The organism is Acinetobacter sp. YH12117, assembly GCF_013418865.1.
Classification (GTDB): domain Bacteria; phylum Pseudomonadota; class Gammaproteobacteria; order Pseudomonadales; family Moraxellaceae; genus Acinetobacter; species Acinetobacter indicus.
Genome location: NZ_VPBF01000001.1, coordinates 212,157 through 231,639, shown reverse-complemented (window position 1 = coordinate 231,639; position 19,483 = coordinate 212,157). Strand labels below are relative to the sequence as shown.

Sequence of the window (19,483 nt, the reverse complement as noted above, 5' to 3'; positions counted from 1 at the left end):
GCCACATCTCCGACAGACTAGGCCAGCATCATTGGTCTCTTCAAATAATTTAACCCATACGAGTCTTTGTTGAATTTCTCTGTTCATAGACACCAATTATATTGAAATGATGTCTATGAATCACACATCTTAATACTGAATTCGACATATTTTAAAAGCGTCCAACCGGGCGCTTTTTTTGTAGCAAAAAATCTTTGCTGCTTTTATCGACATTTTGTTCAATTCATGGCTTAATCTTGGCTAATAATAAAACCCGGAAGGGCTGAAGTGCCGAATTTTCTTTACAATTCTGAACTTAAGTCTAATTCCGACATTTCAAAAACTTTATACACTGTAGGTTATATATTTCGCGTAATGATAATGTCACATCCTAAGATTATTTTATTTTTAAATAGCAATATTTATTTAATAAAAAATGATCACTATTTAGCAATGTGATAATACTATTCAGCCAAATATAAATCGGTATACTAGAATCTCTTGTATAAAAAGTAGCAATATCAGGAAAGACAATGACTGCACGTATTCAAAAAGGCAAGTTAGCGATTGCTAAAGAACTTTACGATTTCATCGAAAATGAAGCATTACCAGGTTCTGGTTTAGACAGTGACACCTACTGGAAAAACTTTGAGCAAGTCGTTGTCGACCTTACGCCTAAGAACAAGGCATTGCTTGCCAAACGTGATGATCTGCAAGCGAAGATTGACGAATGGCATCGCAATAACACATTTGAACTAGAAGCTTACAAAGCCTTCTTGTCTGAAATTGGCTACTTATTACCAGAAGTAGAAGATTTTCAAATTACGACTGAAAATGTAGATGAAGAAATTGCATTACTGGCAGGCCCACAGTTAGTTGTCCCTGTACGTAATGCGCGTTACTGCCTGAACGCAGCCAATGCACGTTGGGGTTCTCTATATGACGCACTATACGGCTTTGACGTAATCTCTGAAGAAGATGGCGCAGAAAAAGGCAAAGGCTATAACCCGAAACGTGGTGAGAAAGTTATCGCATTCGCGAAAAACTTCCTGGATGAAACTTTCCCGTTGGCGCAAGGTTCACACGCAGATGCAACAAAATATGCGGTTGAAGGCAATGCACTGGTTGTTAGCCTGAAAGATGGCTCAACTACGACTGTTGCAGATGCTGCTAAATTTGTCGGTTATAACGGCGAAGCGGCTACACCAACTGAAGTTGTGCTGAAAAATAACGGCCTGCACGTCATCATCCAGATTGATGCCAACAGCCCAATTGGCCAAACTGATGCTGCTGGTGTTAAAGACGTAGTTCTTGAAGCTGCAGTAACAACAATCCAAGACTTGGAAGACTCTGTTGCAGCGGTTGATGCTGAAGAAAAAGTAGAAGGCTACCGTAACTGGTTAGGCCTGATGAAAGGTACACTGGAAGAGTCGATTGAGAAAAATGGTAAAACCATTACCCGTAAACTCAATGCTGACCGTACCTTCAAAAATGTTGAAGGCGGTGAAACCAAGGTTCATGGCCGTTCATTGATGCTGCTTCGTAACGTAGGTCACTTGATGACTAACCCGGCGATTCTGGTCGATGGTGAAGAAATTTATGAAGGCATCATGGATGCATTGGTAACACCTCTGCTTACCGTGGCTGACATCCGCGGTGAAAACACGATCAAGAACTCGCGTAAAGGTTCAATGTACATCGTGAAGCCAAAAATGCATGGTCCAGAAGAAGTGGCATTTGCAGTTGAGTTGTTTGAACGTGCTGAACAGGCGCTAGGCTTACCTGCGAAGACTTTAAAAATTGGTATCATGGATGAAGAACGTCGTACTTCTGTGAACCTGAAGAACTGTATTGCACAGGCGAAAGACCGTACCATCTTCATTAACACAGGCTTCATGGATCGTACTGGTGACGAAATCCATACCTTCATGGAAGCGGGTCCATTCGTTCGTAAAGGCGAAATCAAAGGCCAAAAATGGTTCCCAGCGTACGAAAACCGTAACGTGATGGTCGGTCTGCAAACCGGTTTACGTGGTAAAGCACAGATTGGTAAAGGCATGTGGCCTAAACCAGACATGCTGCTAGACATGTACAAAACCAAGACTGAACATCCAGAAGCGGGCGCAAGCTGTGCATGGGTTCCATCACCAACAGGTGCAGTGGTTCACGCGATTCACTACCATCAAATTAATGTCGCGAACCGTCAGCAGGAACTGCTTGCGACTGAAGCGCTGCCATTAGATGACCTGTTAACGCCACCACTGGCAACAGACACCAACTGGTCTGACGAAGAGAAACTGAAAGAGCTTGAAAATAACTGTCAGGGTATCCTAGGTTATGTGGTTCGTTGGGTTGACCTGGGTGTGGGCTGTTCGAAAGTTCCAGACATCAACGATGTTGGCCTTATGGAAGACCGCGCAACTTTACGTATTTCTTCTCAGCACGTTGCTAACTGGTTACGTCACGGTATCGTCACGCGTGCACAGGTTGAAGAAGTGATGCAACGTATGGCGAAAATTGTGGATGAGCAAAATGCCAACGATCCATTGTACACGCCAATGGCAGCAGACTTTGCCAACAACGTTGCATTCCAGGCAGCGTCTGACCTGATCTTCAAAGGTGGCGAGCAGCCAGCAGGTTATACCGAGCCGCTATTGCACGCAGCACGTTTAAAATTAAAAGGCTATACAGGTGACTAATCCTGAATTTGCCTGATCTAAAAAAGCCTTCTTCGGAAGGCTTTTTTTATGGCAATAATTACACACCGAATAGCACTAGAACTTTCTGTGCAGACCTTTTAGAGTGAGGGAAATCATCAAAATCTGGAAGATGTTATGGGCGCGTATCAATTTCTTGATCAACAGTTTATTGCTGGTGAATGGATCAAGGGCACTTCAACCCGAATCCTGGACAATCTGAATCCTTATACCCAAGAAAGCATTTTAAAATTACAAGGTGCCAGTATTGTCGATGTCGACAGTGCCTATGCGGCGGCTTTGGAGTATGCTGCAAGGTGGGCAGACAGTTCAGCTGAAGCACGAAAAAACCTGCTGCTGCGTGTGATTGAGATTATTCAGGCGCGTCGGGAGGAAATTATCGACTGGCTGATTCAGGAATCGGGCAGTACCCGTTTAAAAGCCAATATTGAAGTCGATGCAGCAATAGGCATTTTAAAAGAAAGCTCGACTTTCCCGGAGCGCATGTTAACTCAGGAACTACCATCTCCCGATCCGACCCGTCAAAGCTATGCGGTACGTAAACCGCTGGGTGTGGTGGCGGTAATTAGCCCATGGAATTTTCCTTTTCATTTAAGTATGCGTTCGGTGGCTGCAGCACTGGCGCTGGGCAACACTGTGGTACTGAAACCGGCCAGTGATACGCCAATTACCGGTGGCCTGCTACTGGCGAAACTGTTTGAAGAAGGCGGTGCACCAGTGGGCAGCCTCAGTGTGCTGGCGGGTGCAGGTAGTGAAATTGGTGATTATTTTGTTGAACATGAAGTGCCGAAACTGATTTCCTTTACTGGTTCTACCGAAGTGGGCAAGCGCGTAGGGCAATTGGCAGTGGGTAGCCCGAATTTAAAACGGCTGGCGCTGGAGCTGGGCGGAAACGCACCTTTGGTGGTGCTGGATGATGCCGATCTGGACTTGGCAGTAGAACTGGCGGTGATGGGGCGCTTTTTGCATCAGGGCCAGATTTGCATGAGTACCAACCGCATTATTGTCGATGCAAAAGTGCATGACAGTTTTGTTGGTAAATTGGTTGAACGCAGTAAAAGCATTCCTTTTGGTGATCCGAATGAAGATACTACAGTGATTGGCCCAATTATTAACCGCGATCAGGTGCAGAAGATTCAGCATATTATCCAGCAAGGACAAGAGGCTGGCGCGACGCTGGTACTGCAAGGTGCCACGCGCGGTCATGTGATTCCACCGCATATTTTTATTGATGTTGACCCGGCGTCGAGTCTGGCGCAAGAAGAAAGTTTTGGGCCGGTACTGCCCGTGATTAAAGCACAAAATGAGGCCGAAGCACTGATGCTGGCCAATGCCACACGTTTTGGCTTATCGAGCGCGGTCTGTAGCGCCAATATTGAACGTGCCAAAGCTTTTGCTTTAAAGATTGACGTCGGGATGACGCATATCAATGCCATTACCGTAGCCGATTATCCGAATGCACCTTTTGGTGGTGAGAAAAATTCAGGTCTGGGACGTTTTAATGGTCAATGGGTGTTGGAGGAGTTTTGTCGCACCCACTGGTTAACGCTACCTAGTTAAAGCGTAGGCGCAACTTAACCGCCTGAAGGCGTATAATAAAGCTGTCTAAACTGAGCAGCCATATTGCTATGTGTGCCAACTTTAAACCGCTTACGCCACAACAGCGACAGGATTTAAATCTCCCGGATATTCCTTTTGAATATGAAGATGAGGTCTATCCGGGCTATCACTTGCCGTTGCTGTTCAAATCTGAACAGGGACTGGAATGGCGTAAGGTGATGTTTGGTTTGGTACCCAAATGGGCGGAAGATAAGAGCATTGCCCATAAAACCTATAATGCCCGTAATGAAACCCTGTTACAGAAACCCAGCTTTCAGGAAGCGGTGCTGAAACGCAAGTTTGGGGTCATTCCGGTAACGGAGTTTTATGAGTCCAAATATATTGACAATAAACCGCAGCGCTGGGGCGTGCGCCGTAAAGATGGGCAGGCATTTTATATTGCGGCTTTATATGAAATTTGCAAAATTCAGGATGAGATTATTCGTTCCTGCACCATGATTACCATGGATGCAATTGACCATCCAATGATGAAAGACTTTCATGAGCCGGGCAATGTCAAACGTTCGGTAATTGTGATTCCACATGCACGTTTGCAGGAATGGCTTGGTCAAACTCAGCCGGATATTCAGCGTTTTGTCGAAGGTTTTCCGGTTGAAGAATTTGAATGCTCGCATGTACCAAAAATAAAAATCGAAAAAGTTAGTCCCCAACTGAACTTTTTCGATTCTTTGTCATAAGCAGTGTGCAGAATGCTGGATGATTAACGCGATAAGTTATTAAAAATATGACGCAAACTGTCCATCATTTTTTCAATCTGTAGGGGGGTTAAGCCTTCAAAGGACTGTTCCAGTACCACACCGGTCAGATCGTTAATTTTTTCGGTCATGGCATGGCCCTGATCGGTCAGAATAACCCGGGTGATGCGCGCATCATCTTCACAGGAGTAGGTCTCCACCAGGCCTTCTTCTTTTAGGCGATAGACAATTTTGGTGGTGGTCGACATCTTTGACACCACCATATCTGACAGGTCGGAAACGCTGGCATTCGGTTTGGCTTTTAGCGCAATCAGAATGCGGCGGCGTGAGTTATCCAGACCATATTTCTTGAGTGCATGATCGACATTTAACACATATTGAGCATGGACTTGGGTTACCCAGTAATAAGGAAACTGCTCAATATTGAAGTCTTCAGTAGAAGGCAGAAATTTGGAATATTTCTTGGTCATTTAGTTATTCCTTGCATTTTTAATTGTATTTGTGTGAAATCCCATCACATTTTATTTGAAATGTCATATGCTTAGCAAGTCGTTTTAATCGTATTCGTCAATAAAAGGCTCAGTCAAAGCGTTTTTATCGGGAGATCAGCTGGCTTAGACTGGGATAGTTAGGGAGAGATCATCCCTATTTTAGTCCTGATAAATGGTCACAATCTTCTGTGTAAACTTCAGTATTTCATCTTAAAGATGCGTATTTTTAAAGTGGTTTAGATGAGTAATGAGGATGAAGGTTTTATCCAGCAATCATTCAGCCTAAAACACCCCAAGGTCTTGTCTCCTAAAAAAACAACCATTTTCACTTGATCTTAATTGGCTGTTTTTTTCTGCTTGAAATAGCGACTGATAGGGCGTTACACCTTTCTCGCGAAGCACTTTGATAAACGTATATTTGTTGTATTGTCATATATTTTTATTCGTTATTTTTTGCATGAAAATGATCATGATGATGATGTTAAGAGTGAAGCATTGAGGTTAGGGACTTGCTTATCTTTCTTCAGGATTTACTTTCAAACCGTTTAAGTAAAAGTAACAAATTGAAAACTGGGCTACATTTATCTCAATACTAGAAATTTGAGTCTTTTAGATAGAAAAATAATATCTTGGAATTTATTTTTTAATAAAATAATAAAAATCATATATTTATATTTAAGTTGTGAAATCTAGCCCCGATTTTTGCTCTGATTGCAGTCATTTATCTCTCTTTGGAAGTTTTAATAAAACCTGAAATTTAATTACAAACTTGTACTTTTTTTAAGCAGAAAACTTGGCTTAATTTAACCAATACAGGAATTTACCAAAAAAATTCCGAAAAAATGATTACAAAAATAGAAGATTATGCATAATATTTTTATCTACAGTTGAAAAGGTTAAATTTATGGATCCGTCGCCGGGCCCAGGTCTACATTTCGAATTACACGCTAACCCTATCGGAGAGATGAACTAATGGAGTTTTTATTAGATCCGGGAATTTGGGTTGGTTTAATAACACTTATTATTTTAGAAATTGTTCTAGGTATTGATAACCTAGTCTTTATTGCCATTCTGGCAGAAAAATTACCTCCTGAGCAGCGTGATAAAGCCCGTGTGATTGGCTTGTCTTTGGCTTTGCTCATGCGTTTGGGGTTATTATTCGCAATCTCTTGGTTAGTCACCTTGACTCAACCGCTTATTTCGATATTTGATTTAACATTCTCAGGGCGGGATTTGATTCTCCTGTTCGGTGGTTTGTTCTTGGTCTATAAGGCCGTGACCGAATTGCACGAGAAGATGGAAGGCAAGCCGGAAGTTAAAGTGACCACCAATGTGGTTTATGCCAGCTTCACCGCAGTGGTTGCCCAGATCGTAATCCTGGATGCCGTATTCTCTTTAGACTCTGTTATTACCGCAATTGGTATGGTCGACAACATCTATGTGATGATGGCCGCCATGATTGTAGCAATGGCGGTCATGTTACTGGCGTCTAAACCGCTAACAGCCTTTGTTAACCGTCATCCAACCGTGGTAATCTTGTGTTTAAGCTTCCTGCTGTTGATTGGTATCAGCCTGATTGCAGAAGGTTTTGGTTTCCACATTCCGAAAGGTTATATCTATTCAGGTATTGGTGTAGCCATTGCCATTGAAGCCTTTAACCAGTTTGGGCAGCGTAATGCGGCAAAACATGAAGCGAAAATTCCGCTGCGTCACCGTACTGCAGATTCGATTCTGAAGTTAATGGGCGGCCGTATTGAAACTACGGACATGCATTCAAGCGAAGCACAAGAAACCTTTGCGCATGAAGAGCGTTATATGATTGGCGGCGTATTAACGCTGGCAGAACGTTCGGTTGCGTCGATTATGACGCCGCGTAACCAGATTTCCTGGGTGAACATTGAAGATACACAAGAACAGATTCGTGAGCAGGTATTGTCGGTACCGCACAGTTTATTCCCGGTGTGTCGTGGTAGCCTCGACAAAGTTATCAGTATTGTTCGTGCCAAAGAGCTACTGGATGTGCTGGATGATGAAGAAGCCTTTAAGGCGCTGGTGAAACGTCACCGTCCAATTTACATTTTTGAAAAAATGAAAGTCATTGATGCGATCAATACTTTGCGTACTTCAAAAGGTTCATTGGTATTGGTGAGTGACGAGTTTGGTAATGTGCAAGGTCTGATTTCGCCGCTGGATGTGTTTGAAGCGATTGCCGGTGAGTTCCCGGATGCCGATGAACAGCCAGATTTAATCCGTGTTAACGAGACCACCTGGAAAGCGACCGGTATGCTGGACGTTTATCAGCTTGAGCTGGAACTGGGTATGCTGGATCTGGTGGAAGAAGATGCAGGCTATATTAGTGTTGCCGGCTTAATCTTGGATAAAACCCAGGGCGATGTACAAGTCGGTACGCATCTGGACTATCAGGGCGTACACTTTGAAGTCACCGAGCTGGAAGGTAACCGCATTAAAACCGTGATGATTACCTACGCTTAATTGCCAAAAGTTGGTAAATCAAAAAAGCCTCACTGATGTGGGGCTTTTTCTGTTCTGGTGTTTATTTAAAGCTCATCTTTTTTCAAGAGAGTTGCAGTTTTAGATACGTAACTCGGCCGCAATCACCGGCCACAGGTTCTGGTGAGAGCGTTTAAACATCAGCATATGACCAATTGTTTTATGACCATACTGCTGTGGTTTTAGTTCAATCATCCGGGTAGGAGCATTGGGATAAAGGCGCAGTAAATCTTTGACGTTGGCTTCAGTGGCAATTTCGTCATCGGAACTCCAGAGTACGCTCATCGGGCTACGGATGTCAGCATGAAAATCTTCAAATACACTTTTACCAATAGCATTGATCACATAACCGGGTTTGCCGCAAAACTCTGCCCATTGCCGGGCCACATTTTTCGGTAAATTTTCACCCATACCAATAGCCTGGGTCGGGCCATATCCATGGGTGATACGAGCAATTGGGAAAATGACCTGAAACATCAGCGGCGCCAGTAATTTGGTGCGTCCCTTAAGACCTTTGACATGACCAGTCGAACCCGATACCGCTACAACTTTGGCTACCTTGGCATGGTTGGGGCAAATCCCCAGCAGCTGGCCGCCAGCACTATGTCCCAATAAAATCACCTGTTCGGCCTGGCTGAGTTGCAATACATGCTCGATACCGGCTGCAATATCCAGTTGTCCCCAATCGACAATACTGGCTTGCGAGTGCTTTAATTTCCCTTGTAAAGAGCCGCCAATACCGCGAAAATCAAAACTGAGCACGTCATAACCTTGCTGGCTTAACCACTCGGCAAAAGGATGATAAAACCCTTGAGTAATACCGGTGGCGGGACAAATTAGAACTGGGTAAGGCTGCTTTTCAGCCTGATGGGTATAGAAGCGGCCACTCAGCTGATAGCCATCTGCGCAGGTGATATGGACGGGATCAAACGAAGTCATAGGATGAATATTAAAAAAGTGAATGACTCTAATGTAAAGGAGTTTGCTGTGAATGCGGTTGCAATCTCTGACTTCGGGGTCATGCAGTAAGGCAATTCAAATAAGGACAAAACGAAATGAATGCAATGGATCTTGATGTTGCGGTGAAAGGGGCGATTCTGGCCAGCGGTATATTTTTATGGGTGGGCATGCTGACTGGGGTGTGGAAATATTGGCAGATTCGGCATTCACCGCAGGCGCGTGCTCATTATTATGTCGATATTGCGCATCGTAGCAGTTTGCTCTATGCGCCGGCCAGTCTGATTCTGGCGGCTATGGCTTATTTTTCGGTGTGGTCAACAGAGCTGAATTTATTGCTGGTGGCAATTAACCTGTTTTTCTTTGCTTTTTCAATCTTGAGCTATGCGCTGCATGGTTATTTAAAGGACACCACCAATCAGTTTAAAACTCCGCATCAGTTGGGCAAATGGCATCTGCCAAAAAGTTTAATGAGTCTGGCGATGTTACTGCTGGTACTGGGTGAAGTGCTGGCCACCTTGCTACTGGTGGTGGGTGCGGGATTATATTTATGGGCTTAAGGGTGTGTTGCCAAGCAGTATAAAAAGCTATTTTTCTCATTCTGAGCAGATGGATGAAGGCTCATCCATCTGGGTCGGTTAAAAATTAAGAGTTGTGCTGATCAATGGGAGCCGGCTGTCGATATTTTTCATCGACCACAGCCCAAATATAGAAGGCGATACAGACGATTAGTGCGTAGATAAAGTATGCCGGTTTCAGGTTACCCTGAATCAATCCTTGAAAGACCAGCGTCAGCAGCAGTGCAAAGGTGGTGCTGAGGAAAGTTACTAAATTGTTATTTGCCTTCAGAGCGTTAATGAAGACTTGCTTATTGAAATGTAATGATAACATCTCCATCCCTCCTGTATTTTGATCAAAAACAGACTATTTTGATCGGATTAGTTTGTTTAGTTGTACTGCGAATTGCAGTGTATTTCAAGCGCCTATCGCAATATTTTGAAAGAACATAGTGTGTATAAATAAATGCTCAAATTCAGTTCATTTATTTACGGAATATTAGGGCATCACTGTAAAGAAGTGAGTAAAGATGTAGCATTATTTATGCCAGCTTAACAATAGGGCAGCTATTAGGCTTTGGTAGAAGGTATGCAAAAAGAGGGTAAAGAGCAGCATTGCGCTGAATTGAAGGTTTCAGAGAATGAGGAGAAGCGAAAGTGGATGAGCTTACTTCAATTGACCTGGAAGTTGAGCAAGATTGAGCTAAACCAGACTGAAAGAAAGTGACACAATAAGAGTCAGTTTGGGTAAAACTTGACCATTATTGAGCAATTTAAAATCGGGTTTGGGTAAAACCAGACTTTAACGACTCGGGTTAAGGCTTAGTGTTTAACCTTGTCGATCACAATACAAATCAGCAGGACAATGGTAGATGGAATCAGCCAGGCCAGGTTTTGCGCGCTTAACGGTAAGTTCAGTAAAGCTTCTGGTAAAAAGCCATCTAACCCCGCCACTTTTAAGCCATCAATCACGCCAAAGAATAAGGCTACTGCGGTGACCGGACGAATTACACGCGCTGGAGAATGGAAGTTTTTCCAGAAAAAGCCCAGTAAGATCACTACAATCGCAGGCGGATAAATCGCACTTAATATCGGCACTGAGAGTGCAATCAGTTTGGTCAGACCGAGGTTGGAAATCACCAGCGAGAAACCGACTAATACAAATACCCAAGTACGATACCTAATGCGGGTAATTTGCGAGAAGTATTCTGCACAGGCACAGGTCAGGCCAATCGCGGTTACCATACAGGCAATGAAAATCATGGCACTTAAGAACAGGGAACCTAAGTCACCAAAAGCATGTTGCACATAGGCATGCAGGATCACTGCGCCATTGGTTGCATTCGGTGCTACTTCATGACTGCCCAAGCCCAGTTTGAACAGGCTTAAATACACCAGGGTTAAACCGATACCAGAGATCAGTCCGGCAATCATGGCGTATTTGGTCATCAGCTTTTTATCGCTGACCCCACGCGAACGCATGGCATTAATAATCACAATACCAAATACCAAGGCACCCAGGGTATCCATGGTTAAATAACCATTGACGAAACCTTCAGAGACTGGACTGTTGATATAGTTATTAATGGCTGGCGGAATATGACCCGCGGGAATGAACGTTGCTGCAACACCCAGAATAATTAACGATAAAATTTTCAGGGGCGACAGGAAATAACCCACCGTATCCAGAATCTTGTTGGGATACAGCGCAACAATAGTCACCACAATAAAGTAGATCAGACTGTAAATCAGCAAGCTGCTCGGAGCTGCACCAAAATAAGAAGAGAAACCAATTTCATAAGAAACGGTTGCGGTACGGGGAATGGCAAATAAAGGGCCTACCGCTAAATAACACACCACGGTCAAAATTAGACTGGCTGCTTTGCCCAGTGGCGAACTTAAAAGCTGGATCGAACCTTCTACACGAGACAGGGCAATAATGGTCAACACCGGCAAGCCCACGGCTGTAATTAAAAAGCCGAAAGCTGCTAACCAAACGTGTTCACCTGCCTGCTGTGCAACAATAGGCGGAAAGATAATATTGCCGGCACCGATAAATAGTGCAAAGGTCATTAAACCTAAGGCAATAATATCCCGTGTACGTAAACTCGTCATAAGGGAGATAGATCGGTTAAACAAAAGAAAGCGATTCTAGAACATGGCAACTGCTTTGGCTAATTTATTTTATAAATCTTATGAATTATTTTTATATCTTGGCGTGGGAAATTGATCGGGTTGTCAAAAATCAGTGAAACTATATCGTTGATTTAATTTTTAAAAGATGAAAACTGTTAAATATCAAAAGATAAATTTGAAAAAACAGTCAATAAATATAAAGGTTTTTAATTGTTGAATATTTAAGCAGTAGTGGGTTTGTGGCAGATGGAACCGCTTGTGATCAAACAAAAGTCACTGAAAAGGACTATACTAAGCAAATGTTTCATAGGGGATTTTAAGCATGAGAGCGTCTGCCGTATCGATTAAAACCGAGCAGGATTTAGAAAAATTACGTGTTTCAGGTCGTTTGGCTGCTCAGGTTTTGGCGATGATCGGGGAGCATATCAAGCCGGGTGTAACCACTGAATATCTAGATGACCTGTGCCATGACTATATTGTCAATACCTTGCAGGTGATTCCGGCCAATGTCGGCTATTGTGGTTATACCAAAACCACCTGTATTTCACCGAATGAAGTGGTTTGTCATGGTATTCCATCTGCGTCGGTTGTGCTCCAAGATGGTGATATTATCAATATTGATGTCGCGGTAATTAAAGACGGCTACTACGGCGATACCAGTCGCATGTATTACGTTGGCACGATCAAGCCAGAAGCGAAAAGACTGGTGGAAACCACCTATGCGGCAATGGTCGCAGGGATTCATGCGGTGAAACCGGGTGCGACTTTAGGCGATGTTGGTCATGCAATTCAAACTGTCGCGCAGCAGGCCGGCTATAAAGTGGTGCGTGAATATTGCGGGCATGGTATTGGTAAAATTTATCATGAACAGCCAAGTGTACTGCACTATGGCCAGCCGGGTCAGGGGCTACAACTCAAGCCAGGTATGGTGTTCACGATTGAACCGATGGTCAATGCCGGCGGCTCCAGAGTCAAAGAGCTCAATGATGGCTGGACCGTCGTGACCACCGATAAATCACTTTCTGCACAGTGGGAACATATGATTGCCGTGACTGAAACCGGCTTTGAAGTGCTGTCGCCGTGGCCGGAAGGTACTGGAGAATACCCGGAAATCTAGCTATAAAACGGCTTATTTATACTTTAAAAGTATTAAGTGATATAAATTAGCTATTTGTTAATGCTGTCTTTTGTACATATTATGTATTTATAGATTCCTGCTGTAGTTTCTAGTTTTTATAGCTTATCCATCCCTGGATAAGCTTTTTTTTGCCTGAAATTTGAGAGTTGGCTTTAACGCTATGACAGTTTTTCCACCAGAAAATCAATAAACACCCGTACTGCCGGTAATAGCCCGCGACGGGATGGATACACGGCATGAAAAACCCCGTGCGGCGCACGCCAGTTCGGTAACACACGTACCAGTTCGCCTGACTGAATATAGGGCTCCACAATATTGTCCGGGAGCAGGGCAATCCCACAGTCCTGACGGGCCAGTTGTGCCTGTAGCATCAGATCCGAACCCATTACGGTCGGGTTGACTTTAATTTTCTTCTGCCGCTGATGTTCATCATAGACCACAATATGCTGATCGACATGATCATCAGCCATACTGAGAATATGATGCTTGGCCAGATCTTCCGGCTGTTTCAGGTCGCCGTGCTGGTTTAAATAGGCCTGACTGGCAAAGAGATGCTGTTCAATGGTTTCAAAGGTACGAATCACCAGATTCGGATCATCATCCAGATTGCTGCGTACACGCAAGGCCAGATCAATCCCTTCATTAATCAGATCAACCCGGCGGTTACTGACCAGAAGCTGGACTTTAATTTCCGGATAGGTCTTTAAAAATTCCGGCAGAATTCTGGACATTTCATTCTGGGCAATGGAGACCGGCACGCTAACTTTAATCAGGCCGCGCGGCTGAATACTCAGATGATCAACCAGATCATGCGCTGCCTGTGCTGCATTGGCCATCACCTGTGCATGTCGATACACGTTCATGCCAATATCGGTTACGGCAAAATGGCGGGAATTGCGCTGAATCAGGCGCACGCCCAAACGTTCTTCCAGATTGTGCACACGGCGGCTCAGTTTGGATTTGGGGATATCGGTTGCACGTTCTGCGGCGCTAAAACCGCCATGCTCAACCACCTGGGCAAAGCAGTAAAAATCATCGAGGTCCGAAAGCATGTGTAGTTATTCCATTTATGCAACGATAAGCAGATTAAATTATGATTGTTCTGGGCTGTCAATTTGATTTGTGCGGTTTTTGCAGCGTCTCTTTTCGCCTTTGTGATGCGTGGCGAGCTTAAGTTATGGCTACAAATCCTTTACACTAAGGATAAAGTCCATGAGATGATCAATACATGTCTTATCAACTGATTCAACAGCCCGATGCCGATGCCAACGTGATTTGTCCTTGCTGCCAGCAGGCGATTATTGACTGGTCACAAGAGCAGTATATTCAGCCCTGTGAGCATACGCTGTTTGTGGCGCTGGATTTGGGTTTTGAATATATTGCCGATGTATTTGAAGCAACCATGGCGCGTAGTGTCGATGAAATTCACGCACATGATGATCAGCTCAATATGTTTCAGGAACTGACCACAGCCAGCTTTCCGCATTATCTGATCATTCGCACCGATTTGGGCGTGCAGGATTTATCACGTTATATCGGCATTGCTGTGCCGGAATCCAATTAAAAAAACAAGCTCCCGAAGGAGCTTATTTTTTATCATAAAGATCAGGCTGGTTTAGCCTTCAATTTCTTCCTCGACATCATCATCAGCACTGTCCATGCCCAGTTCTTTCAGCTTGCGGGTCAGGGTATTACGTCCCCAGCCCAGCAGTTCAGCGGCATGGCGTTTGCGGCCACGGGTCTGTTGCAGCGCGGCATTAATCAGGGTGCGTTCAAACATCGGTGTGGCGATGTCCAGAATTTTCATTTCGCCGTTTTTCAGTTTCTGTACGGCCCATTGACCTAGCAGCTCATCCCAGTGATGGATCGAGACGCGGTCTAAATGCAGATTGGACGGTACATCGCCTGATTTTTCAATTGGAATCTGTTTCAGTTCCGAAGGTAAATCTTCCGGATAGACTTCACGGCCGGTAATCATGACAGTTAACCAGCGGCAGGTGTTTTCCAGCTGGCGCACGTTGCCTTGCCAAGGCAGTTGCTGCATATACTCCTGGGTTTCCGGACGCAAGATTTTCGGACTCACGCCTAGCTCTTTACCGGCACGCGCCAGGAAGTGCTGCGCCAGCATTGGAATATCTTCACTACGATGCGCCAGTTTGGGAATATGAATCCGGATCACGTTCAGACGGTGATACAAGTCTTCACGGAAACGGCCTTCGTGTACCAGCTTTTCCAGATCTTGGTGCGTTGCAGCAACAATACGCACATCTACCTTCACCGGAATATGGCCACCAACACGGTAGAATTCACCATCGGCTAAAACACGTAATAAACGGGTCTGGGTTTCAAATGGCATATCGCCAATTTCATCCAGGAACAAGGTGCCGCCATTGGCTTGTTCAAAACGGCCCTGACGCTGGGTGTTGGCGCCGGTAAAGGCACCTTTTTCATGACCAAATAATTCGGTTTCAATCAGGTCTTTCGGAATGGCGGCCATGTTGAGCGCAATAAACGGTTTGCTGCTACGCGGTGAATGGCGATGCAGGGCATGTGCCACCAGTTCTTTACCGGTACCCGATTCACCATTAATCAGTACGGTAATATGCGATTGCGATAAACGGCCAATGGCACGGAATACTTCCTGCATTGCCGGTGATTCACCAATAATTTCGGTCGACTGAATGGGCTGTGCGGTTTTGGCTGATTCCTGTTGCTGTAATTTGGTGATATGCAAAATGGCACGATTCACCAGCGCTAGCGCTTCATCAATATCAAACGGTTTTGGCAAATATTCAAAGGCACCAGTTTGATAGCTCGACACTGCAGATTCCAGATCCGAATGTGCAGTCATGATAATCACCGGTAAATCTGGATAGCTGGCTTTGACTTTACCGAGGAAGGTCAGGCCATCAATACCCGGCATACGGATATCGGTCAGGATTACATCCGGTGCATCGACACCCAGTTGCTCCAGGGCAGATTGGGCTTCTTCAAAACTGGTGACGTCAAAACCTTCTTCCTTGAAGGTTTTTTCCAGTACCCAGCGCATGGCACGATCATCATCAATTACCCAAATTTTATTTCGCGACATGGTTAGACTCCCAAGGTATATATAAGCTAAATATTGTTTTTCCTGGAACAGATTGGCACTCAATCATTCCGTTGTGTTGATGCATAATATTCTGTGCGATGCTCAGGCCCAGTCCGGTGCCTTTGGCGCGCGCCGTAACCAGCGGATAGAACACCGATTCAATAATTTCTTCCGGCACACCGGGGCCGTTGTCTTCAATATCAATCCGTACCACCGAGCGATGAATCACGCCATTAATGGTGACCAGGCGCTGAATACGGGTTCTTAAAATCAGTTCGGGCTGATGTTCTGCAAAGAATTCCTTGTTTTCCATCATGGCCTGTACCGCATTGACGCTAATATTCAGCATGACCTGAATCAGCTGGTCACGATCCGCCATGACTTCCGGCAACGACAGGTCATAATCTCGAATGATTTTGACTTTTTTCTTGGTCTGGTTGGCAATTAGCGAGCGCACGCGTTCCAATGGTTCATGAATATTGACCAGTTCATAGCTTGGTAACTGACGTGAACCGAGCATGGTATCGGCCAGATTTCTGAGCCGATCGACTTCATTAATAATAATGTCGGTAAACTCTGCATATTGAGAGTCATTCAGACTGCGCGCCAGTAGCTGGGTTGCACCGCGAATGCCGGCCAGCGGGTTTTTAATTTCATGCGCCACGCCGCGCACCAGCTGCCGCGCCACCTGATGCTGTTGAATCAGATTTTCTTCTTTGGAAATTTTCAGCATCCGGTCAATCGGATTCAGTTCAATCAGCAATAAAGGATGATAGCTTTTGCCGGCATTCAGCTGCGAAGCGGTGTAATCGACATGAATGTCTTTAAAGTTGACATTAATGGTAGCTTCACGGCGGGTATAAGGCTGTCCGGTGCTTAAGGTATTTTGTAGCGCTTCGTAGGTATTAAATTCATCGGTCGGGAGATGCAGTAAATTCATTACCGGCTGTCCGGCAGCACGCAATAAACTGATATCAAACAGCGCCTCACAAGAGGAATTGAGGTAAAAAATATTCAGGTTGCTGTCAACCAGTAAAATGGCAGTGGTCAAATTGTCCACTAAAAGGCGATAGTCGATAGCCGGGCTTTGATCCATTAGCGGTGGCATCCTGTATTAAAATAGCGCAATGGCATCTTCATAAAGCAATAGGTTTCTGAATTAAGAACGTTAATGATGCAAATTAAGCAAAATGCACGCCAACTTTGTTCAAATTCCTGTAAATCAAGCCAATTTATGAGAAAAATGCGCTGAAATGGACGGGTTGATTCAGGTATAGCGGATAACGCCAGTGCTGTAAACCAAAAGTGAATCAAAATGGTGCAATATTGTGTATAAGCCGGCTTTAGTGGTTGTATTTTGGTGCATTATGCAAAGAGTGGGCTATTTCTCTATTTTTATGGCCAGAAAAGTCATACAATACGCGCATTCTAGTGGAGCGCAGATTCATGAAGTCCCCCAAAGTCGGTTTTGTTTCTTTAGGTTGTCCTAAGGCATTGGTAGATTCTGAACGAATTTTAACTCAGTTAAAGACTGAAGGTTATGATGTCGCATCGGATTATGACGGTGCTGATTTAGTCGTGGTTAACACCTGTGGTTTTATTGAATCTGCAGTACAAGAGTCTTTAGACGCCATTGGCGAAGCCATGAATGCCAATGGTCGCGTCATTGTGACTGGCTGTTTAGGTAAAGACGAAGACAAGATTCGTCAAATGCATCCGAATGTCTTAAAAGTGACTGGTGCAGCAGCCTATGAAGAAGTTATGGATGCCGTGCATCAGTATGTGCCGGAGCCACCAAAGCACAATCCGTTTATTGATCTGGTGCCAGAACAGGGGATCCGTTTAACCCCGAAACATTATGCTTACCTGAAAATATCAGAAGGCTGTAACCACCGTTGTACTTTTTGTATCATCCCGAGCATGCGTGGTGATTTAGTTTCCCGTCCGGTCGGTTCTGTTCTGGAAGAAGCCGCAGCGCTGAAACGTGCTGGTGTAAAAGAAGTTCTGGTCATTTCTCAAGATACTTCAGCTTATGGTGTGGATACCAAATACAAGCTAGATTTCTGGAACGGCCAGCCGGTTAAAACCAAATTCTATGACATGTGTGAAGCCCTGGGCCAGCTGGGTATCTGGGTCCGTTTGCATTATGTCTATCCTTATCCGCACGTCGATGCTGTGATTGACCTGATGGCGCAAGGTAAAATCTTGCCGTATCTGGATATTCCATTCCAGCATGCCAGTCCGAAAATCCTGAAACTGATGAAACGTCCGGCGCACAGTGAAAATACACTAGAGCGCTTAAATGTATGGCGTGAAAAATGTCCGGATCTGGTGATTCGTTCCACCTTCGTGGTTGGCTTCCCGGGTGAAACTGAAGAAGACTTCCAGATGTTGCTGGACTGGTTGAAAGAAGCGCAGCTGGATCGTGTCGGTTGCTTCACTTATTCACCGGTTGAAGGTGCAACCGCGAATGATCTGCCAGACCATGTGCCGGAAGAAATCAAGCAGGAACGTTATGAACGTTTCATGCAGGTGCAGCAGGAAATTTCAGCCGCAAAACTGCAAAAACGTATTGGTCAGACCATGACTGTGCTGGTGGATGATCTGGAAGAAGAATTCCCGGTTGCCGTTGCGCGTTCTTATGCAGATGCACCTGAAATTGATGGTAACGTGTTTGTTGAAGATATCGACAAGTCAAAAATTAAAGCAGGCGATTTGCTTGAAGTCGAAATTACCGATGCAGATGAATACGATTTATTTGCCAAGCTGATTGCGATCAAATCTGCTTAAGTACTGATATACAGAAAAAATTTAAATTAAATACTTTGGAGTTTGATGATGTTGGATTCTAAAAAGCCACGTTATGAACGTATTTTGCTGAAGCTTTCAGGCGAGGCACTGGCGGGTAACAAGGATATGGGGATTGATGCCCAAATCCTTGATCAGATGTCTTTGGCAATTGCGCACCTAGTCGGTCTGGGTGTGCAAGTGGGTATCGTGGTTGGTGGCGGTAACCTGTACCGTGGCAGCCAGTTACAAAAAGACGGTCTGGTCGGTCGTGTGACTGGTGACCAGATGGGTATGCTGGCGACTGTGATGAACGGTCTGGCCATGCGTGATGCTTTAGTACGCCGTAACATTAAAACACGTCTGCTTTCAGCACTGCCAATTGGTACCGTTGTAGAATCTTATTCAAGCCGTGATGCAATTCGCCACTTAACTCAAGGTGAAGTGTGCGTATTCGTTGCCGGTACAGGTAACCCGTTCTTTACCACAGATACGGCAGCCTGCTTGCGTGGTATTGAAATTGAAGCCAATCTGATTCTGAAAGCCACCAAGGTAGATGGCGTTTATAACAAAGATCCTAGCAAATACGAAGATGCGGTGAAATATGACACCCTGACGTTCGATCAGGTGTTAGATGAAAAGCTCGGCGTGATGGATTTAACCGCAATCTGCTTATGCCGTGACCACAATGTACCGTTACAGGTATTCGATATGAATAAAGCCGGTGCTTTACTTTCAGTGGTTATGGGTGAAAAAGAAGGAACTCACGTTACGAACTAATGTACGTGGGCCTGAAAGCTCTTT

The 19,483-nt window shown here is 44.7% G+C and carries 16 protein-coding genes; 9 read left to right on the top strand and 7 right to left on the bottom strand.

From position 1 onward, the window contains the following. Positions 1 to 512 precede the first annotated feature (512 nt). The 3 genes from FTU55_RS01125 (at position 513) to FTU55_RS01115 (ending at position 4,993) form a co-directional block, all read left to right on the top strand. Entirely contained in the window at positions 513 to 2,678 is a 2,166-nt protein-coding gene (locus tag FTU55_RS01125) for a malate synthase G (protein ID WP_180045894.1), read from the top strand. Between the two features lie 135 nt (positions 2,679 to 2,813). After that, positions 2,814 to 4,256, top strand: coding sequence for an aldehyde dehydrogenase family protein (locus FTU55_RS01120; RefSeq protein ID WP_180045892.1), 1,443 nt, complete (start codon positions 2,814 to 2,816; stop codon positions 4,254 to 4,256). 68 nt (positions 4,257 to 4,324) lie between these two features. After that, entirely contained in the window at positions 4,325 to 4,993 is a 669-nt protein-coding gene (locus tag FTU55_RS01115) for an SOS response-associated peptidase (RefSeq protein WP_005177558.1), read from the top strand. A gap of 23 nt (positions 4,994 to 5,016) precedes the next feature. Here FTU55_RS01115 and FTU55_RS01110 read toward each other — a convergent pair whose 3' ends face one another. Continuing rightward, positions 5,017 to 5,481 carry a MarR family winged helix-turn-helix transcriptional regulator gene (locus FTU55_RS01110; protein ID WP_005177561.1) on the bottom strand — a complete coding sequence of 155 codons (465 nt, stop codon included), beginning with the start codon at positions 5,479 to 5,481 and terminating at the stop codon, positions 5,017 to 5,019. Between the two features lie 993 nt (positions 5,482 to 6,474). On the opposite strand from FTU55_RS01110, the gene FTU55_RS01105 reads away from it, so the two are divergent. Continuing rightward, positions 6,475 to 7,995 carry a transporter associated domain-containing protein gene (locus tag FTU55_RS01105; RefSeq protein ID WP_180045890.1) on the top strand — a complete coding sequence of 507 codons (1,521 nt, stop codon included), beginning with the start codon at positions 6,475 to 6,477 and terminating at the stop codon, positions 7,993 to 7,995. Positions 7,996 to 8,094: 99 nt separating this feature from the next. On the opposite strand, the gene FTU55_RS01100 is transcribed toward FTU55_RS01105, so the two are convergent. Beyond that, on the bottom strand, positions 8,095 to 8,952 hold the full coding sequence (locus FTU55_RS01100) for an alpha/beta fold hydrolase (protein WP_168416415.1): 858 nt from the start codon (positions 8,950 to 8,952) through the stop codon (positions 8,095 to 8,097). A gap of 116 nt (positions 8,953 to 9,068) precedes the next feature. Between FTU55_RS01100 and FTU55_RS01095 the strand changes: the two genes are divergently transcribed. Beyond that, on the top strand, positions 9,069 to 9,530 hold the full coding sequence (locus tag FTU55_RS01095; protein WP_005177567.1) for a hypothetical protein: 462 nt from the start codon (positions 9,069 to 9,071) through the stop codon (positions 9,528 to 9,530). Positions 9,531 to 9,615: 85 nt separating this feature from the next. Here FTU55_RS01095 and FTU55_RS01090 read toward each other — a convergent pair whose 3' ends face one another. Both FTU55_RS01090 and brnQ read right to left on the bottom strand, forming a co-directional pair. Further along, a complete protein-coding gene (locus tag FTU55_RS01090; RefSeq protein WP_016658209.1) occupies positions 9,616 to 9,861 on the bottom strand; it encodes a hypothetical protein in 246 nt (81 codons plus the stop codon). A 488-nt stretch (positions 9,862 to 10,349) separates the two neighbouring features. After that, positions 10,350 to 11,642 (bottom strand): branched-chain amino acid transport system II carrier protein, encoded by a 1,293-nt coding sequence (gene brnQ / locus FTU55_RS01085; protein ID WP_180045888.1) that lies wholly within the window; start codon positions 11,640 to 11,642, stop codon positions 10,350 to 10,352. 343 nt (positions 11,643 to 11,985) lie between these two features. Here brnQ and map point away from each other — a divergent pair, with 343 nt between their 5' ends. Next, positions 11,986 to 12,780, top strand: coding sequence for a type I methionyl aminopeptidase (gene map, locus FTU55_RS01080; RefSeq protein WP_016658207.1), 795 nt, complete (start codon positions 11,986 to 11,988; stop codon positions 12,778 to 12,780). 179 nt (positions 12,781 to 12,959) lie between these two features. Here the strand turns inward: map and FTU55_RS01075 are convergent, their stop codons facing one another. Continuing rightward, positions 12,960 to 13,853, bottom strand: a complete 894-nt coding sequence (locus FTU55_RS01075) for a LysR family transcriptional regulator (RefSeq protein WP_180045886.1) — start codon at positions 13,851 to 13,853, stop codon at positions 12,960 to 12,962. A gap of 176 nt (positions 13,854 to 14,029) precedes the next feature. Between FTU55_RS01075 and FTU55_RS01070 the strand changes: the two genes are divergently transcribed. Next, a complete protein-coding gene (locus FTU55_RS01070) occupies positions 14,030 to 14,365 on the top strand; it encodes a hypothetical protein (RefSeq protein ID WP_005177579.1) in 336 nt (111 codons plus the stop codon). A gap of 51 nt (positions 14,366 to 14,416) precedes the next feature. Here the strand turns inward: FTU55_RS01070 and glnG are convergent, their stop codons facing one another. Then, entirely contained in the window at positions 14,417 to 15,892 is a 1,476-nt protein-coding gene (gene glnG / locus FTU55_RS01065; RefSeq protein WP_005177581.1) for a nitrogen regulation protein NR(I), read from the bottom strand. Further along, positions 15,879 to 16,988: a nitrogen regulation protein NR(II) gene (glnL, locus tag FTU55_RS01060; protein ID WP_016658204.1), complete on the bottom strand. Its 1,110-nt coding sequence runs from the start codon at positions 16,986 to 16,988 to the stop codon at positions 15,879 to 15,881. Before glnL ends, glnG begins: the two co-directional genes overlap by 14 nt. A 350-nt stretch (positions 16,989 to 17,338) precedes the next feature. On the opposite strand from glnL, the gene rimO reads away from it, so the two are divergent. After that, on the top strand, positions 17,339 to 18,682 hold the full coding sequence (gene rimO / locus FTU55_RS01055) for a 30S ribosomal protein S12 methylthiotransferase RimO (protein ID WP_005177586.1): 1,344 nt from the start codon (positions 17,339 to 17,341) through the stop codon (positions 18,680 to 18,682). Between the two features lie 48 nt (positions 18,683 to 18,730). Further along, the gene (gene pyrH, locus FTU55_RS01050) at positions 18,731 to 19,459 is read left to right on the top strand and encodes a UMP kinase (protein WP_005177594.1); all 729 of its coding nucleotides are present in this window, start codon (positions 18,731 to 18,733) and stop codon (positions 19,457 to 19,459) included. The last annotated feature ends 24 nt before the right edge of the window (positions 19,460 to 19,483 follow it).

What these genes read in the sequence shown, in the direction of transcription:
- FTU55_RS01115 (WP_005177558.1), top strand. Translation starts at nt 4,325, where the DNA reads ATGTGTGCCAACTTTAAACCGCTTACGCCACAACAGCGACAGGATTTA.
- brnQ (WP_180045888.1), bottom strand. Translation starts at nt 11,642, where the DNA reads ATGACGAGTTTACGTACACGGGATATTATTGCCTTAGGTTTAATGACC.
- pyrH (WP_005177594.1), top strand. Translation starts at nt 18,731, where the DNA reads ATGTTGGATTCTAAAAAGCCACGTTATGAACGTATTTTGCTGAAGCTT.
- map (WP_016658207.1), top strand. Translation starts at nt 11,986, where the DNA reads ATGAGAGCGTCTGCCGTATCGATTAAAACCGAGCAGGATTTAGAAAAA.
- FTU55_RS01070 (WP_005177579.1), top strand. Translation starts at nt 14,030, where the DNA reads ATGTCTTATCAACTGATTCAACAGCCCGATGCCGATGCCAACGTGATT.
- FTU55_RS01100 (WP_168416415.1), bottom strand. Translation starts at nt 8,952, where the DNA reads ATGACTTCGTTTGATCCCGTCCATATCACCTGCGCAGATGGCTATCAG.
- FTU55_RS01095 (WP_005177567.1), top strand. Translation starts at nt 9,069, where the DNA reads ATGAATGCAATGGATCTTGATGTTGCGGTGAAAGGGGCGATTCTGGCC.
- FTU55_RS01090 (WP_016658209.1), bottom strand. Translation starts at nt 9,861, where the DNA reads ATGTTATCATTACATTTCAATAAGCAAGTCTTCATTAACGCTCTGAAG.
- rimO (WP_005177586.1), top strand. Translation starts at nt 17,339, where the DNA reads ATGAAGTCCCCCAAAGTCGGTTTTGTTTCTTTAGGTTGTCCTAAGGCA.
- FTU55_RS01120 (WP_180045892.1), top strand. Translation starts at nt 2,814, where the DNA reads ATGGGCGCGTATCAATTTCTTGATCAACAGTTTATTGCTGGTGAATGG.
- glnG (WP_005177581.1), bottom strand. Translation starts at nt 15,892, where the DNA reads ATGTCGCGAAATAAAATTTGGGTAATTGATGATGATCGTGCCATGCGC.
- FTU55_RS01075 (WP_180045886.1), bottom strand. Translation starts at nt 13,853, where the DNA reads ATGCTTTCGGACCTCGATGATTTTTACTGCTTTGCCCAGGTGGTTGAG.
- FTU55_RS01125 (WP_180045894.1), top strand. Translation starts at nt 513, where the DNA reads ATGACTGCACGTATTCAAAAAGGCAAGTTAGCGATTGCTAAAGAACTT.
- glnL (WP_016658204.1), bottom strand. Translation starts at nt 16,988, where the DNA reads ATGGATCAAAGCCCGGCTATCGACTATCGCCTTTTAGTGGACAATTTG.
- FTU55_RS01105 (WP_180045890.1), top strand. Translation starts at nt 6,475, where the DNA reads ATGGAGTTTTTATTAGATCCGGGAATTTGGGTTGGTTTAATAACACTT.
- FTU55_RS01110 (WP_005177561.1), bottom strand. Translation starts at nt 5,481, where the DNA reads ATGACCAAGAAATATTCCAAATTTCTGCCTTCTACTGAAGACTTCAAT.